The organism is Paenibacillus sp. FSL R7-0198 (assembly GCF_038000415.1).
Taxonomy (GTDB): Bacteria; Bacillota; Bacilli; order Paenibacillales; family Paenibacillaceae; genus Paenibacillus.
This window is the reverse complement of the sequence record NZ_JBBOCB010000001.1, coordinates 176,605-194,269: the sequence shown is the minus strand read 5'-3', so window position 1 is coordinate 194,269 and position 17,665 is coordinate 176,605. Positions and strand designations below refer to the sequence as shown.

Genomic DNA, 17,665 nt, shown 5'->3' with positions numbered 1-17,665 from the left:
TAACAGTGTTAGATTAGATCAATATTAACGAAGAAAGTAGTGATCCACATGGATGCAGAAAACCTCCATTACTTTGAAAAAGCACCAATCGCCAAAGCCGTAGCTCACTTTGCTGTCCCGATGATGCTAGGCACGTCAATGAGTGTTATTTACTCCATCTTGAATGCCTATTTCCTTGGCACACTGGGTAATACGGCAATGTTAACCGCACTCGCATTAACTTTACCTTTATTCGCGGTCATCATGGCCCTTGGTAATTTAATTGGTATAGGCAGCGGTACATTCATCTCTCGTTTGCTGGGAGAGAAAAAAGTCGATGATCTGAAGCATGTATCTTCATTCGCCTTTTACAGTAGTTTAGTTCTCGGAATTATCGTGATGGCCGTTGGGCTCCCGCTGATTGAACCAATCGTTCATGGGCTGGGGGCAACGCCAGAGTCCTTCGGATTTACGAAAGAGTATGTCACGATTATGCTTATGGGTTCACCCTTCGTCATCTTATTCTTCACCCTGGAGAATATCGTGCGCTCAGAAGGTTCAGCAATGACTTCTATGACCGGTATGATTCTCAGTGTTGTTATAAATATTATCCTCGATGCACTATTCATTTTTGTCTTCCATTGGGGCGTGATTGGCGTTGCATCTGCTACCGTCATCTCCAACTTGGTTGCGAGTGCATTTTACGCATTCCATATGAGTTATAAGAGTCAATTCTTAACCGTCTCCCTGAAATGGTTCAAGGTGACGAAGGACATCCTGAGCAATGTGTTCAAAATCGGTGTTCCCGTCTTTGTGATGAGTGTTTTCTTGGGTGCAATGTCGCTTATTCTTAACCTCTTTCTTGTTGAATATGGGGATCAGGCCGTTGCTGGGTATGGAATCTCATCACGTTTATTGCAATTTCCTGAGTTTATTCTGATGGGTTTGTGCGAGGGAGTTGTGCCGTTGATTGCCTTCTCATTCACAGCGAACAAATTACGCATGAAACAAACGATTGGATTCACGATCAAATCTATTTTGGGGTTAGCCATCCTGTTTGGGGTTGTCGTCTATCTGATTTCCGACCACTTGATTGGTTTATTTACGACTGACCCGCAATTAATTGAAATGGGTAGCTACATTCTTCATGTAACCTTTTTATCCTTGTTCATTACAGGAATGACTTCTTTGTTTATGGGGATCTTCCAAGCAACAGCCCAAGGAACCGCCGCGTTTGTTATGTCCATTATTCAAGGAATTACACTAATTCCTGTATTGTATATTGCTAATCAAATGAACGGCTTTCATGGAGTGATCTGGTCGCTCGTTATTGCGGATGCCGTGGCGTTCCTAGTTGGGGCCATCATGTTATATGTTTTGCGGACCAAATTGCAGCCGGATCTGGAACATTTAGCACAGTAGATAACATATAACACGCAAGAAGGCAGGATAAGGGCGCTCCCGCTCCCTGACCCTGCTCTTTCATCTCCAAATGACAATTATTTATCTAACGATACTTGGAAACTATAACTGTAACTGTTATAAGGAGAGCTTGGTCAACATATGTTCTATTTCATCCATATACCCTTCCACTGTAATACTTCTCGGAGCAAACAGAAATCGTAGTGATTGTTTCCATTCCGAGCCTGCAATAGAGGTTGGTAACATCGAATGTTCTGTATTAGAGAAGATTTTCACATGAAGCAAGGAAGAAGGCTGAATTCCTTTACGGTATGCTTGCTCTGTATCAACAATGTCCACATTCACATCATCTTCTCCAAGCAGAAGTAGTACCGGGGTTTTGAAATGATGCAAATCCGCCGTGGCATCAGAAGTATAATTTTTTCTTATGAAGTTCCAGCGTTCTTTGGAAATCAGATCATCCTCTCGAGCAATCTTGGTGTACTCTTCATAAGTACCCTGATTCTTTAAAATCTCTTTAATCTGGTTTTCATAATCGACCTGATTTTGAATCTCCTCGGTGGAATGACCATCCTTAGCCATTTGGCTGCGTGTGTTGTATTCTCCCTGTTCCAACCAGTTTATCGCGGGTGATACCAAGATACTGAAGGCAAGTTGTTCTTTGCCAGCAAGCTTAGGAATGACCCAGCCTGCTTGGCTGGCACCCCATACGCCTATTTTGGAATCATCAATGATGGATTGTTCTTTCGCCCATGCAATAGCTTGCTGTGCCTCCACAACACGATCATCCATGCTTTGATCTAGCCAGTTTCCCTCTGAACCCCCGATTCCCCGTTTATCTAGCGACAAGGATGCATACCCGATTGATGCCAGTCTCTCCCACAACGGTTTGTATCCCTCACCATGAGTAGAGTCTATTGGACCGTCACCGTGAATAAACAGTACTAAACCTAGCTTGCCTGAATGGTGTTTGGGTACTGTCAGTGTACCTGTTAACTTGCCCTGTGGAGATTGAATTTCAATGGATTGTTCCACCATGTCAAAATGATTTTGATCGACTATGTACAGTCCTGCACCAACCATCAATAAAATTGCCACAATAAATGAGATGTATCGTTTTTTCCATTTAAACATAAGTATCTCCTTTGTAAATCATGTAATGCCATTGCTTTTCGCCTAAGAGCAGGCCGGTAAGAAAGCTATTCGTACTATACTGCTTGCGAAATTGATAGCGTTCATATAACTGTATCGCTTGATGATTCTGACTTGCCACATGCAAGCTAAGAAATGACATTGATTTGGATTGCAACATATATTTCTGTGCCCATTGAAGTAACTGTGTACCAATTCCCTTGCCTTGGTGTTGTGGATGTACAACCAGATCTTCCACATAACATTCGCCTAATTTAGGAGTGTGCTTCAGCAGATGTAGACCAGTGATTAACTGAAGCAGATTCCAGTTACCAATCCTATTGCACTGGCCCCACCAATGAGAATTGGCACGAACGCTTGTTATTACTGCTCTGTTATCTGCTTCCTTCCATTTCAAGCACATGGTGCCAACAATCTCCTCATTTTCACGAGCTATGACTCGAAGAGTGCTTTGTTCCATGGGCGGATGATTGAGCAACTGTTCAAATACGTAAGCCAGATCATAAGTGGACAATGAAGTGATCTTTTGAAATTTGTGTCCAAAACCATAAGCCATGAGTTCAGCAACAGCTTGATGAAACTGTGGACAAACGGGTTCTATCTGAATGGAAGTTGTCACTGTGTGCCTCCCCTACTCGTTCAGTTGTAACAATAGCTCATAATGAAGCTTTTCTGGTGTGAATAAAGATAAATAAGATTTCTCTACCATAATAAGTGGACCGTGATACGGATAGCCCTGGTGTTCTGCATAAGCATAGAATTCGTTGATATGTTCTTTGAGTTCAGCTTCAATTTGTACATATACATGACGAGAAAGGTATTTTCCTCTAGGCAAAACCAAATCGTTCGCTCCCTCCTTTTGTGTATAAATTCCTACGGTTTCCGTCTCATCGTACGCATAATGGATGTCGACTTCAAATAAATTGGGAATGTTTTCTTTATGTTGGGTCAGTTTCCTTGCTTGCAAGTACCCTTGCGCTTCCATATGAAACCACAGGGATAAGTGAATCTCCTCACGAGTAACAATATAATAAGTCACTTGATCCTCAAGTGGGATATGCTTTTTCTCATGCAACAACTTGCTGATAAGGTGCTTTGTGTGCTGAAGCTGAGTTATAGCTGCTTCCGTGTCTGCCAACGCTTGGCGAAATAATGCTGTAATTTGATCGGATGTCAGATTACTCAAACATTCCTTGATCATTTGAACAGACAGTCCCATTTTGCGAAGCAACAGTATATGAGATAGACGGTAAATTTCATCTACCCCATACATCCTGTATTGGTTTTCTGCTATATAAGCAGGGTTCAACACCCCTTTTTCTTCGAAGTATCGAATTTGATGTACAGAGACTTTCATCAGCTTTGCCAGCTCGCTAATCGTAATTTCATCACTCAACCAATTCACCACCTTTGCTGTTTTTCATATTACTAGCATAAACCTTAGGTCTGACCTAAGGTCAAGTCTTTATTTTAAAGTTCACGTTGTATTCTAGCTCTGCTCTTGACGACAAAAGGCCGCGTTTTCCGCGACTTCTTGATCAACTAACAGGGATCATGGAGGGACGATCAATGAATGAAATATGCAGAAATGTTAAATCGACAGACGCCAATCCAAATAAGTACGGTTTTTATAGAGACATTATGGAATGGATGACTTCCGTTTCTCCCGGCGGCGAAGAAAAACTTGCCCCTTTTGATTTTGGCGGAGCCGCTGAATTCATGCTCCCCAAAACCCTTGAAACGGAGATTCACCGTTATTTGATGCCCTATACCCTGCATCCCCAAGGTGGGTATATTGCATATATATCGAATGGGCACGTTTGGGGAACATCAGGCGCTATCCTGGCATCCGACGGAAAACTGATCTTCGACCTTTCCCCCGAATACGATGCACAACAAAATAGAATGATGACATTGGAAGAACACCCCGCTTTGCATCGCGAGATATCTCAAGAACATCGACGTATCCAGGGGACTGCTGCCGTTTTAACTTTTTGCGGAAGTCATAATTATTTTCATTGGTTATATGATGTTCTACCGCGATTGGGCATGCTTCGGATGTTAAATATTTCTTTTGAATCCCTCGTCATGAATCCGAATCCTCATGGATCTTTTGTAAAAGAAACGTTATCTTTGTTTGGCGTCTCGGATTCGGCCGTGATTCGAACTAGAGATGATCTGGAAATTCAGGCCGATCAATTGGTCGTGCCTTCTCTAATGATGAATTCTCACTATCCGCCTTGGACTACAGCTGCTCTTCGGACATTTATGTTACCCGGACGCGACACAACACTCCATTGCCCCGTTCGCATTTTCATATCTCGGAGCAAAGCCCTTGCCCGACGAATAGCTAATGAAGATGAAGTCATTCGCCGTTTAGAGGCCTACGGATTTATTCCTGTTTGCCTGGAGGATTGGACCATATCCCAACAAGTCCAGCTCTTTGCTTCCGCAAAAGCAATCGTTTCACCCCATGGAGCCGGACTGGCCAATCTTGCTTTTTGTACTAAGGGAACCCGTGTTGTCGAAATTTTTCATATCAGGCATGTTGTACCTACTTACTGGATGATCAGTAACCATAACCAACTTGATTATTACATGATGTATGGGCAAGAAGACGGGACAAAACAGGAGCGTTTTCCGGGATTGGAGGACTTCTACGTGGATCTGGATCGGCTGGAACAGACGCTTCGTTTAGCTGGACTAACTGAACATAGCTAAGTTTCTACAACAAAGATAAAGTATGTTCATATGTGTTTTAACTTGTTGACCGTTCTGATAACAAAAAAACCACGGCACCAGATTCGGTACCGCAGTTTATTAATCAATCATGCTATTGAATTTGTTTCATGTAAGATTTGAATTCCTCGGCGATTTCTTTGTATTTCGTATGATGCAGGTAATGTGAACCGTCCATCGGAATCATTTTTCCCTGTGCGGATTGTTTCACTTGCTCCTCATGTAATGGAATCCACTGAGGATTTTGCTCGTTATTGGATTGAACGAAGAGCAGCATCGGCAGATCACGAGGATACGTGAGTTTTTCTCCATTTTTGAAATTGGAACCCAGATGTTTAAGCTCATTTACTAATGTCGGATTTGTCGAGACTTGATTCGAAATCAACTTCATCTGTTCTTTGGTATGTTCATCATAGGCAAGTGATGCATATGAATCACCACTCACTTTATTGAGTACTCTCATTAAGCCTGATTTTTGAAGGAATTTCATTAGGTTCAAAGGTAATTTAACATCCATGCCAGGTTGATTCGGAACACTGCTATCGATCCCGACAAAAGCAGAGACTTCATCCGGATACGTGTTCACATAAGTCGCCGCGTACAGTCCCGTGATGGAATGCCCCATCAGAATATAACGATCTATACCGAGCTGCTGTACAGCTTCATGAATTTCGCTGACGATATTCTCCGTTGTTCTCTCCGTCTCGGTTTGGTCGCTTAATCCATAACCGAAAGGCTCGATCGCCACAACTTTATAATCAGAAGTTAATTGATCGATTAACAATTTGAAATCAAGTACTGGTGACGGTGTTCCTTGTCCGGGAAGTAACACGATGGTTTGTTCGCCGCTACCTTGAATGGATACATTCATATTTTTCCCATCAACATTGACATATTGGCCGTACGATTCAATTTTCTTTTTCTCTGCCCCATTACTTATCGTATGAACGACAAACGTGATGCCCATGAACAGCACCAGCGCGCCGACAATACCACCTATTATTTTCAACCATAAGTACCGTTTTTTACGGCCCTTAGTCCCCGTTGTTGTTACATCCACTGCTTCTGCCATTTCCATCTTCTCCTGTCCTTTATATCTGTAGAGCCGCTCTTGCGACATAGGTATAGTGTAACCATGGAAGATGTCCCCTTCGTGACGGGAATATGAACGGAGTATGAACTACAAAAAAAAGAACTGCTTGTTAAAGCAGTTCTCTTTTTGATTAGACCAGTTTTAGTGGTCCAGGAACACAAGCTGAATGAAGAACAATACCGCGAAAATGTAGAAGATTGGATGAACATCTTTACCTTTTCCGCGAAGCAGCTTAAGTACCGGATAAAAGATGAAACCTACGCCGATGCCTGTCGCAATACTATGCGTCAATGGAGTAAGGATGATAATCAGGAAAGCAGGAAATGCTTCTTCGAGATCATCCCATTTGATTTTGCTGATAACGTTAATCATAAAGTATCCAACAATGATCAGTGCTGGAGAAGTGATCGCCGGAATGCTTGATATTACACTTACGATCGGTGTGAAGAATAATGTCAGCGCAAGCAGCACACTTACCGTTACCGCCGTCAGTCCCGTTCTTCCGCCTGCAGCCACCCCTGTGCTGGATTCGATATAAGCTGATGTTGGGCTTGTTCCGAGCAAAGCACCTGAGGTTGTTCCTACGGCATCTGCCAATAATGCGCCACGCGAGCGTGGAAATTTACCATCCTTAAGCAATCCTGCTTGTTCAGCAACGCCGAGCATCGTGCCCGTCGTATCAAACAGCGTGATCAGCAGGAACGTAAATATGATCGTATACAAGCCATTCGAGAATACGCCTGCGAGATCCAGTTGCAGAGCCGTTGACGCGAGGCCTTGCGGCATGGATACAATCGATTCTGGCATTTGGAATAGTCCCATGATCCAGGCAAGTATCGCTGTAACCACCATGCCGATGAACAGGTAACCTTTCACATTGTAAGCCATCAGCACAACGGTAATAATCAATCCGATAATGGTCAGATAAGCCATCGGCTCAGCCAAGTTCCCGATCGTAATCAAATTCGATTCTGAATCGGCAATAATGCCGGCATTTTGCAGACCTACCGTTGTAATAAACAATCCGATCCCTGCGGTTATTGCATGTTTTAAACTTGCGGGAATTGCATCAAGCAACATGTAACGGAATGAAGTAAGCGATAAAATAATAAACAAAATCCCTGCTATAAATACAGCTCCCAGTGCAACCTGCCAAGACACGCCATATCCGGCAACTACACTATAGGCAAAGAATGCATTCAGGCCCATACCCGGCGCGATGACGATTGGATAATTGGACCATATTCCCATAATCAGAGTTCCCACAATACTAGCCAGTACCGTTGCTATGAATACCCCGTTAAAATCCATGCCTGTGCTGCTGAGTATTCCTGGGTTTACGATAACTATGTATACCATTGTGAAAAATGTTGTAACCCCTGCAATAATTTCTGTGGGGATGGTTGTGCCTCGTTCTTTAAGTTTGAACCATTTGTCCATGGTAAAGCCAGCCTCCAACTTTCAAATTATACTCCAAAGCTAAAAACAAAAAATCCTAATCTTCATATAGGATTGTAATATTATCGCTCCTATATTCGTCGTTAGGATTTAAAGATTCAACAGCTAAGCTCTAAACTAAACATAAAGATACTCATATCTGTTTTCAACCTGAAGTCCATTTCGTATTCTAATTAAAATTACATGCAATGTCAATGAATTAACGATTTGTTCACAGTTATTTACGAACTATACAGACATTATATCTTGTGTTCATTCGTTTTTAGAATAGAGTAAGTACGTATCGCTCAATGTCTGCAATATATGAAGAAAGACTGCCAGCAATGTTCACTGACAGTCTTTTGCTTAATTCGTAGTAGGTTTCTCTTCATATTCGCTGGATAATTCTTTAAGCGATTTGATTTTGCCATGGGGATGCTGTTCTTGCTTTCGTGACTTCCAGGCAGCTTCTTTTCGTTTCTTCTGGTCAGCCATACAAGATATCCTCCTCTGGAAACTGAGATGTATACTACTTCTTTATGATGTCATTCCTGAACAACTTTATTCTGCATGCATAGGTAATAAGAGAATTAGGCAAGCATATAAGACAAATTAGATATCGGTTTTTAGAGCAGGAATGCAATAATATAGACATGCCACAACTGGAGGTTAATATATGAATAAAGTAATTTTAAATAATGGTGTTGAGATGCCTATTCTCGGCTTTGGTGTGTTTCAGATTGCAGATGCAAACGAATGTGAACAAAGTGTTATGGATGCCATATCGGCTGGGTATCGTCTCATTGATACTGCCGCCTCTTATCTAAACGAGGAAGCCGTGGGCAGAGCGATCAAACGCAGTACAGTGGCCAGAGAAGAATTATTTGTCACGACAAAACTTTGGGTTCAGGATACGGGTTATGAACGTACCAAACAAGCATTTGAAAAATCTTTGGAACGATTGCAATTGGACTATTTGGATTTATATTTAATTCATCAACCTTTTGGAGACGTCCATGGCTCTTGGCGTGCTATGGAAGAGTTGTACCGTGAAGGAAAAGTACGTGCAATCGGAGTGAGTAACTTCCAGCCGGATCGTCTGATGGATTTGATTCTACAAAACGAAGTAACCCCTGCTGTAAACCAGGTCGAAACGCATCCCTTCAACCAGCAGATCTTAACTGGACAATTCATGAAAGAAAATAATGTGCAGATTGAATCTTGGGCACCATTTGCTGAAGGGAAAAATGACTTGTTCCAAAATGAGGTATTGCTATCTATAGGTGAAAAGTACAACAAATCGGTTGCTCAAGTGGTTTTGCGTTGGTTGACCCAACGTGAAGTCGTTGTTATTCCAAAATCGGTGCGTAAAGAAAGAATTATTGAAAACTTCAATATTTTTGATTTTGAATTAAGCCAAGCAGATATTGAGTCGATTACTGCGCTAGATACCAAACAGAGCCTATTCTTCTCCCATAACGATCCTGAAATGGTGAAATGGATTAGTAATCGTAAGCTGGATATCTAATTCCAATCTGTATCTTCATTAAAATCTTGAAGGCTAGCCTAACTCTTCCCGAAAAGATTGTAAAAAGAATCCGATTCCAACATACCGGAATCGGATTCTTCATTATATAGGTGCTAGAAGTTATAGAGACTAGAAGCTAATTGGCAGGACCCAGATTAATCAAGCTGACCTCGGATAATGAGACGGTTGTGTTGCCATCTTGCACACCATCAATGTTACCCAGATCAAATGAAATTCGAGTATACGCATAACTGGCTTCTGTTGCATCGAATGTAAAAGTAAACTCCTGTTCTTCTGGAGTCAAATCAACTCGTGCCCCAAAGAATCCATGCCATTCATAGTTGGCAGCTGCGTCAACCCATCCAATTCCCAAACCCACTTTCCTGGACTTCTCCGCTTTGGCTTTAAACGTCAATTTGTATTTGAAACCTTGCTGTATGCCAAATCCTTCATTGATGACTTGACGATCCCATGGATTCTTTCCTGCATTACCAATCTTGGCTTGAAGCTGCTGATTGTTAACCTGCATCTCAAGATCAGCCGCATTACCATCCGCATGGGTAAACCAACCTTCCTTACCTTTGGAAAAGTCTCCATTGGGAATAAGATTAACATGAGCAGGCTGCCCTCCTTGATCTGCATTCGGATTAACTTCATATATTTGAACGTTACTAAGGTGAATCGAGTGTTCACCTGTAGAGAGCGGATATCCTAATCCAAATGCAAGCATAGCTGCCGAATCCGAAATATCTCCCATGGTGAAGGTATACGTATACGACTTTTGATCTGCGGTTAATTCCACTTCTTCTTCAAAATACTTCACAAAATCCCCTACATTCTGAGAAAGAACCGCTTGCATGGATTTAGGACTTGAAGCGGATGCCTCGAAGGTAAGTCGGTATGATTTATTTGCATCCAGTTCGATCTGACCTTGTTGCAGCAATGCATCCCACCATTCTTCACTTGTACCTGGCAAGTTGATCGTTAATCCTTTGCCCTCGTCATGTGAAGCTGTCAGATGATTAGGAATTAGCTCCCAATGATTCAGAGTATTTGCAAGTTCACCGTTCTGAACTTTATTTTGTGAAATATCCACCCAGCGTGTATTATAATCTGCTCCTTCAAAATTCACATAATAGGATTTGCCTGCTGACAAGTTGACCCCTGGGAAATACACCGTTTTGTATGTTTGCCATCCCCCCGTGTCTCCGAGATTCAGTTCGGATTGAGCAACGATTGTACCTTGTTCATCCTGAATGCTGAACTGAACCTTGGAATCACTTTTTCCACTGGCCATTCGAGCAGACAGAACATATTCTCCCTCTTGGGCTACATCGATTTTATATTGCAGCAGATCTCCCTGATCCATGTAACTGACATGTTTTCCACCTTCTACGGAGTCCTCCAGTTGTAAGCCCTGCATCGCCCAGGCTTCGGTTGCAGGTACATGTGCGTAGCCATTCACTGACAGAGGTTTGCCTCGTTTCGTCAGACGAACATTGTCCACATATACCTTACCTTTAGAACTGCCAAACAACATTCTTAGCTCGGATTGTGCGATTGATGCTCCATCTCCAATGATGATTTCTCCCGTATACGTCTTCATCTCCTGTCCAAGCTGGAGATTTTGACCCTGATGAACCTGAACCGAATGTCCTTCCGTGCTGATCAGATCCAAGTTCATGCTTCGCGCTCTGTCTGCCTTAGCTTCAAAGGAAAAGCCATACGTTGTATTCGCCTCCAGCTTCAACTCTGGTTGGTTCACTGACACCTGCTGTGGCTCACCATTCGTTTGAGTAACATCAACAACCAGCTGACGCTCCATAATCGGGAATTTCGAAAAGTTATTTACACTGATTTTGGCTTCAGCATTCTCCTGGACGCTGGTGGTCCAGAAACCGAGGCGTTCCTTACCTTGATCAAATGTACCATTGTAAATGAAATTACCATCAGGCAGCGCGTTCCGTTCAACCGTTATTGGATCAGCCTCACCCACCTCAATCAGTCTGACATTGGCAAACCAAACGGTTGTATCATCCAACCCCAGATTAAATTCGAATCTGGCATTGTTATCCGTGCCGTCCCGCATATTGAAGGTATAGTCATAGGATTGCCAATCTGTCGTGAGTGCAAAGGTGTTATCACCCGAATAATTGGTCCAGCTTTTTTCAAATTGGTTCAGTTTGGACATGATCGTACGGTTAGCAGATGCTTTCGCATCAAACTGTATCTTGTACTTTTTGTTTTTCTTGATGTACATCGGCATCTGAGTGAGTTGAACCGAGTAGTTTTCAGTACCCGATGCATCAATAGTAACTTCCGCTGCTTTCCCTTTCTGCTCATCCGTTACAACTTTGACACTGCCAGCTCCATCAGCATTTGTGATGAATTTCCACTGCAGAGGCACTCCATTGTCTGCAGCCCCTTCCGCAAAACGATCATTGTAGATTTGATTGCCGTCGGCTTGTGGTTCACGCTGTTGTGCAGGCTCGATCGGATTTGTTGTTACATCAGGCCATGTGTCTAGATTTTTGTAAGAATATACACGCACAAAATCAACATTCATCTTTTCGGAAGTGAAGTTGCTTTCAGGTGAGCCCGGCCAGTCTCCTCCAACTGCCAGATTCAGAATCAGATAGAATGGACGATCAAATGGTGCAGGGAACGTATAATACTCGGGTTGGCCCGCGGCCTTCGTTTGCCAGTTAGTCACTTCATGATGCAGCTTTCCATCCACATAGAAACGAATCATACCCGGCAACCATTCCACCTGAAAATCATGATAATCGTCAGCAAAAGTTTCTTCCTTCGGGAGAGTAAGACTTCCCTGATCATGTCCATGGGAACCGTCAGGCTTCACACTGTCATAATGCAATGTGCTATATACCTTGTTATTACTCTCTTTGCCACCAATTAGCTCCATAATATCGATTTCTCCAGAGGCAGGCCAGCCTCCATAATGTGCTTCATCTGTTGGCATCATCCATATGGCAGGCCACATGCCTTTATCAATAGGAAGCTTCGCACGTACAACGACTTTACCGTAGGTCCAGTCGCCTTTTCCCATGGAGATCAGTTTGCCAGAGCTGTAATCTTTACCGTTTTTCGGACCCTTTTTTGCTTCAATCTGCAACACGCTTCGGTTCTGATCTTTCGTAATGCGAGTATTGTCCGGGCTGTAATACTGCAATTCATTGTTGTAGACCAGACCCGTATCCTGAACGGTCCATTTGGAAGCATCAATTGCAGGCCCGTTAAACTCATCATTCCAGACCAGTTCCCATTGATCATGCGGAATCGTTGTTGCTGGAACCGGTTTTTCGCCAGCCGGATTGCTTGGTGTCGATGGTGTAGGTGTGCTTGTCACATTTGTTGAACCACCCGGCTGTGATGAAGCAGGTGTTTGGGCTTCACCCACCATGGATGTGCGCAATCCTTGTTTTACTTTCTCTCCGTTGATCACAACATCATCGGCATCTACACTCAATTTTTGGATCGTACCTTTGGTATCCATTCGAGTCTGACTCGCTTCTGCATGAATATTCATGGAATCAATCAGGCTGTTTGAAGAGATCTCCAGAATGGATTTCTGCTTTACATGCATCTCCTGAATGTTACTTTCTTCCGTAATGGCAACTCTGACGGGTTCCCCACGTTTGTCAACGACTACTCGATTCAGCTTGGAGTTGTTAATGTTGATGGAATGGCTGCCTCCGCCTTTAATGATGACACTTCCTGTAACAGTTACGCCCTGAAGAACAACAGTCCCCTCGCCAATGCCTTCTGCCAGCAGCAGATTTCCGTTGATAACGGTATTTTTCAGCGTGACATCTGTCGATTTAACAATGAAGTTGCCATCCACCCGGGATTCATATATACCAGGAGCACTTTTCACATCGGCAATCATCGCCGACAGTAACGCTGCTGTCTCCGCTCGTGTAATCGGGGATTTGGGATTTAATTTACCTTGGAAACCTTTAAGAATATTTTCGTTCACCAGATAAGTAAGCGCTTTCTTGGAATAACCGGAAATATCATCTGCATCCTCAAATTTCAATCCTTCACTATTTTCACTTGTACCCGCTGAAAGTTGAAAAGCTCGATCTACCATAACCGCTGCATCTTGGCGTGTAATCGGTTGCCCCGGTGACAGATGTTCACGGTCTTTTCCTTCGATGATGCCGGAACCATTCGCTCGTACCATCACGTCATAGTACCAATCGTCTGAAGTCACATCTGCATATGAACCAGTCGCCGCATTTCCGGTGAAACCAAAGGCCCGATCCAGAATCATCACGAATTCAGCACGGCTAATGACCTGACTGGGCTTGAATGTACCGTCCGTGTAACCCTGCAATAAATTCAAGTCTTGCAACCGTGTAACTGCGGATTGTGACCAATGCCCGGTAAGGTCTTTATAGGGAACAGAGACGTGCAGGCTTGTAGCCTGCACATTCCCTACCTCCCCACGACCCTGTAAACTTTCCGCTCCAGCAGTTGCTGGATAAACGAGCGAAGCCATTAAGCTCCATGCCACCATACATGCCAATCCTCTTCTCATCTTACTTCCTCCCTCAGCTCGGTTATCCTTGCATTGCATAACCTATTCCTTGACTGCTCCAATAACAATTCCCTTTACAAAGAAGCGTTGTAAAAACGGGTATACCATCAGAATCGGAAGCGCACCGATAAAGATCTGTGCTGCACGTACGGTCCGTTGCGAGATATTCTCCAACATGGAAGGGTCCACATTGATTTTGCTGAGATCTTGCTGAACAATAATGGTCTGTAACAGAGAGGCAAGCGGATAATTTTTAATATCAGACATATAAATCATGCCGTCGAACCAGGAGTTCCACTGATACACCATCGTAAATAAGGACAAGGTTGCAATCGCTGGAAGCGACAGTGGTACGTAGACCAGAATCAACGTTTTGATATGACCTGCTCCATCCAAATAGGCTGCTTCCTCAAGTTCTTTGGGCAGTCCGCGGAAGAAGTTCATCATGAGAATAACGTTCCACACGGACAGTGCGCCAGGCAGAATAAGTGCCCAGATTGTATTCATCAAGCCAAGCTTCTGGATCAGAATGTAACTTGGAATCAAACCGCCGCTGAACAAAATGGTAAATACGAAAAACCATGTATACAAAGAGCGACCTTTAAAACTGATATCTTCCTTGGACAACGGAAACGCGGTAATGAGCATAATGACCATACCGATGATCGTCGCAATTACGGTCCGTTTAAGTGATACGATCAAGGAGTTGATGAAGTTTGAATTCCCGAATGTTTTCACATATGCGTCGGTTGTGAACCCGATGGGCCAGAAGGTAACCAGGTTTGATGATGCTGGCGCCATACTGCTGAATGAAACAGCCAATATATGAATAATTGGTAAAATGCAGAGTATCGATAATATCCCAAGAAAAGTATAGTTAGCGATGCTGAATATGCGGTATCCTTTTGTTTTATAATACAAGCCCTTTTCTCCTCTCTAGAAAACTCGATAATTAGCCAGTTTGTAAGCCATTCTGTAAGATATAACAATCAAAATGGTAGCTACCACTGATTTGAATAACCCCACTGCTGTGGCGAAGCTCATCTTCCCGTTCAGAATCCCGAGTCGATATACAAAGGTATCAATGATGTCGCCTTTGTCATACACAAGTGGATTGTACAAGTTGAACACCTGATCAAAACCGGCGTTCAAGATGTTGCCGATAGAGAGTGTCATCAGAACGATTGTAATCGGCATTAATGCCGGAATCGTAATATGTAGCGTCTGTTTAAATCGGTTGGCCCCATCCACCTCGGCAGCCTCGTAGAGTGCAGGATTAATTCCTGAGAGAGAAGCCAGAAATACGATCGTACCAAAACCAAATTCTTTCCACACATCACTGAGGATCAGCGTTATTCGGAACCATGTACCGTCTCCCAGGAAGAAGATCGGTTCTCCTCCAAAGGCTACGACAAGCTGGTTGACCATGCCGCCCTGAGGAGACAGGATATCGAGAAGAATACCACCGAGAATAACCCATGATAGGAAATGCGGTAGATACACAAGCGTTTGACTTACTCTCTTGAATGCCGTCAAGCGCACTTCATTGAGCAAAATGGCAAACAGGAATGGAGCGAATAGACCTGCGATGATTTTGAAAAATGCAATGACCAGCGTATTCCATATCACCTGACCTACGTCCGGATATAAAAATAAATATCGAAAATTATCCCAACCAACCCATTTGGATTCAGAAAATCCCAAGTATGGCTTAAAATCCTGAAAAGCAATTACAATGCCGCCCATCGGTATGTACTGAAACACCAGTGCCAGCAATACAGCTGGAACGAGCATCATATGCAAGGTCCAATTCCGTTGCATATTCCAGCGCTGTTTAACCCTGGTGGAGCGCCGTTTATGCGGCGTTTCTAACGTATGTTCCTTCACTCCTGCATCCCCCATGTTCTAAATTTTGTATTTTACAAGTCATCGTGAACTTGTATATTAAAATTATAGCAATGGAAATTTGCGATCTATATCCTAATATTGCAACAACGATATCAATATTTTAATAAGATTTAGGAGGTTGGACTTTGTTTACACGTATGAATGTCTTTACCAAAATTACATTGTTGTTTGTGATGCTGCTTATACTGGTGCTGTTTCTCTATACATACTCGAACCGGGAAAGCGTGCGTGTTATCGAACACGAGATTCAGAACAATACGATGAATCATCTCTCAACATTTGCTGATTCAGTAGAATCCAACATTTACCAATTGTCATTGTATGGGATGTCTATTGGGCAAGATTCGAGTATTCAAGAGTATCAACGCCCCGACTACAAGGACATTCCCTATGAACGTGTGAAAGTTGGAAGCGCCATTCTGGAAAAGATGAATCTGTACAACGCAGCAAGCAAATGGCATTCGACCATCACACTATACTTCCCAAGGATGGAAAAAGTGATATCAACGGATTATTATGCTTACATTCCGTACAGGGATGATGAGTTTAGGGAGCCTCTCTCCCAATCCTGGACCTATGCCGACAATCAATTTATCTGGTACACTACCGATCCAACGACAGCGATGGCGAGACCTGACAAAGCCAGATTGATTACCAAAATCAGTTTTCCAGTTCATCACTTAACTGCACTTCTTAATCAAAACAAGTTAAATAATAAAGGTGACCCGTTCATGTTCCATCCCGATTATGGGTTAATCAGCAATAGTTCTGGAAAGGAAACCTTGAACGCGATCCTGCCTTCCCTGAAAGAAGCAAAACTGCAGGCCAGCGGTGGATTCAGTACAACGTTGAACAAAACGGAATATTATGTCTCCTACATTCAATCCAAGAGCCTCGGCTGGTATTATGTTGACTATGTGCCGATGCAGCAGATTTTGAAACCGATTACGAGCAGCCGGAATCTCTTTTACGCTTCAATTGCCGTTCTGATCGTGATGAGCGTTGTTGTATTATATACACTCTACCGAAGTGTACAGCTTCCACTCTTACAGTTGGTGAAAGGGACAAATCGCTTGTCCACCGGGGACTTTTCCGTTCGGCTTCATCATTCTGCACGCAATGAGTTCAGCCTGTTATTTGCACGTTTCAACATCATGGCTCAACGAATTCAAGAATTAATCGAGAATGTATATGAGGAGAAATTACGAAGTCGGGAAGCCACACTCAAACAGTTACAATCGCAGATTAATCCACATTTTCTATATAACTGCCTGTTCTATATCAAGAACATGGCCCGAATGAAAAATGAAAAGGCCGTGGTAGCCATGGCACTGAATCTGGGAGAGTATTACCGATACATAACCAGGTCCGAAAAGGATCAAGCCACGCTTCGTGAAGAACTGACGATGGTCAAAAATTATTTGGAAATCCAGTCACTTCGTCTGGAACGAATGCATTTTACAATCGACGTGCCCCATGATATTTTAGATAAAACAGTTCCCAGACTAACCCTTCAGCCTATTATTGAGAACGCTATTATTCATGGTCTGGAGCCCAAATCGGTGGATGGTGAGATTAAAATCTATGCGGACTGCGACGATGATGTGTACACGATTATCGTGGAGGACAGCGGGCTTGGCATGTCTGAGAAACAGCTTGATCATCTGAGGGATAATCTTCTTAAACCGCTGGATGAGAATATGGGATGTGGTACATGGAATGTCCATCAGCGTTTGTCTTTCCTGTACGGTGAAGGATCTGGACTATCTTATGATCATTCTTCAATGGGTGGAATTAAAGTTAACATCACATGGCACGACAATACAGACAAGTAGGTGAACGACCC

13 protein-coding genes are annotated in these 17,665 nt (G+C 43.1%); 4 read left to right on the top strand and 9 right to left on the bottom strand.

Annotated features, from left to right (window positions below):
• The first annotated feature begins 48 nt into the window (after window positions 1-48).
• Complete coding sequence (locus MKY87_RS00750) at window positions 49-1,401, top strand: MATE family efflux transporter (protein ID WP_338586817.1); 1,353 nt, start codon at window positions 49-51, stop codon at window positions 1,399-1,401.
• Window positions 1,402-1,518: 117 nt separating this feature from the next.
• On the opposite strand, the gene MKY87_RS00745 is transcribed toward MKY87_RS00750, so the two are convergent.
• From MKY87_RS00745 to MKY87_RS00735, 3 genes are read right to left on the bottom strand one after another with little or no spacing between them, the layout of a single operon-like run.
• Window positions 1,519-2,535 (bottom strand): alpha/beta hydrolase family protein, encoded by a 1,017-nt coding sequence (locus tag MKY87_RS00745; protein WP_340962515.1) that lies wholly within the window; start codon window positions 2,533-2,535, stop codon window positions 1,519-1,521.
• On the bottom strand, window positions 2,528-3,172 hold the full coding sequence (locus MKY87_RS00740) for a GNAT family N-acetyltransferase (RefSeq protein WP_340962513.1): 645 nt from the start codon (window positions 3,170-3,172) through the stop codon (window positions 2,528-2,530). The genes MKY87_RS00745 and MKY87_RS00740 overlap by 8 nt, the downstream gene beginning before the upstream one ends.
• Window positions 3,173-3,184: 12 nt before the next feature.
• A complete protein-coding gene (locus MKY87_RS00735; RefSeq protein WP_340962512.1) occupies window positions 3,185-3,949 on the bottom strand; it encodes a helix-turn-helix domain-containing protein in 765 nt (254 codons plus the stop codon).
• Between the two features lie 173 nt (window positions 3,950-4,122).
• On the opposite strand from MKY87_RS00735, the gene MKY87_RS00730 reads away from it, so the two are divergent.
• Window positions 4,123-5,274, top strand: a complete 1,152-nt coding sequence (locus MKY87_RS00730) for a glycosyltransferase family 61 protein (protein WP_340962511.1) — start codon at window positions 4,123-4,125, stop codon at window positions 5,272-5,274.
• 112 nt (window positions 5,275-5,386) lie between these two features.
• On the opposite strand, the gene MKY87_RS00725 is transcribed toward MKY87_RS00730, so the two are convergent.
• The 3 genes from MKY87_RS00725 to MKY87_RS00715 all read right to left on the bottom strand — a co-directional run bounded on the left by MKY87_RS00725 (window position 5,387) and on the right by MKY87_RS00715 (window position 8,317).
• Window positions 5,387-6,364 (bottom strand): alpha/beta hydrolase, encoded by a 978-nt coding sequence (locus tag MKY87_RS00725; RefSeq protein WP_339783822.1) that lies wholly within the window; start codon window positions 6,362-6,364, stop codon window positions 5,387-5,389.
• A gap of 162 nt (window positions 6,365-6,526) precedes the next feature.
• Entirely contained in the window at window positions 6,527-7,825 is a 1,299-nt protein-coding gene (locus MKY87_RS00720; RefSeq protein WP_017688352.1) for an NCS2 family permease, read from the bottom strand.
• 363 nt (window positions 7,826-8,188) lie between these two features.
• On the bottom strand, window positions 8,189-8,317 hold the full coding sequence (locus MKY87_RS00715) for a DUF6254 family protein (RefSeq protein WP_219845137.1): 129 nt from the start codon (window positions 8,315-8,317) through the stop codon (window positions 8,189-8,191).
• 181 nt (window positions 8,318-8,498) lie between these two features.
• On the opposite strand from MKY87_RS00715, the gene MKY87_RS00710 reads away from it, so the two are divergent.
• The gene (locus tag MKY87_RS00710) at window positions 8,499-9,350 is read left to right on the top strand and encodes an aldo/keto reductase (RefSeq protein WP_339783823.1); all 852 of its coding nucleotides are present in this window, start codon (window positions 8,499-8,501) and stop codon (window positions 9,348-9,350) included.
• Between the two features lie 136 nt (window positions 9,351-9,486).
• On the opposite strand, the gene MKY87_RS00705 is transcribed toward MKY87_RS00710, so the two are convergent.
• From MKY87_RS00705 to MKY87_RS00695, 3 genes are read right to left on the bottom strand one after another with little or no spacing between them, the layout of a single operon-like run.
• Entirely contained in the window at window positions 9,487-13,911 is a 4,425-nt protein-coding gene (locus tag MKY87_RS00705) for a carbohydrate binding domain-containing protein (protein ID WP_340962510.1), read from the bottom strand.
• Between the two features lie 42 nt (window positions 13,912-13,953).
• On the bottom strand, window positions 13,954-14,832 hold the full coding sequence (locus MKY87_RS00700) for a carbohydrate ABC transporter permease (RefSeq protein ID WP_076210648.1): 879 nt from the start codon (window positions 14,830-14,832) through the stop codon (window positions 13,954-13,956).
• 15 nt (window positions 14,833-14,847) lie between these two features.
• Window positions 14,848-15,798 (bottom strand): ABC transporter permease, encoded by a 951-nt coding sequence (locus tag MKY87_RS00695; protein ID WP_091018939.1) that lies wholly within the window; start codon window positions 15,796-15,798, stop codon window positions 14,848-14,850.
• A gap of 146 nt (window positions 15,799-15,944) precedes the next feature.
• On the opposite strand from MKY87_RS00695, the gene MKY87_RS00690 reads away from it, so the two are divergent.
• Window positions 15,945-17,654, top strand: coding sequence for a sensor histidine kinase (locus MKY87_RS00690; protein WP_340962509.1), 1,710 nt, complete (start codon window positions 15,945-15,947; stop codon window positions 17,652-17,654).
• The last annotated feature ends 11 nt before the right edge of the window (window positions 17,655-17,665 follow it).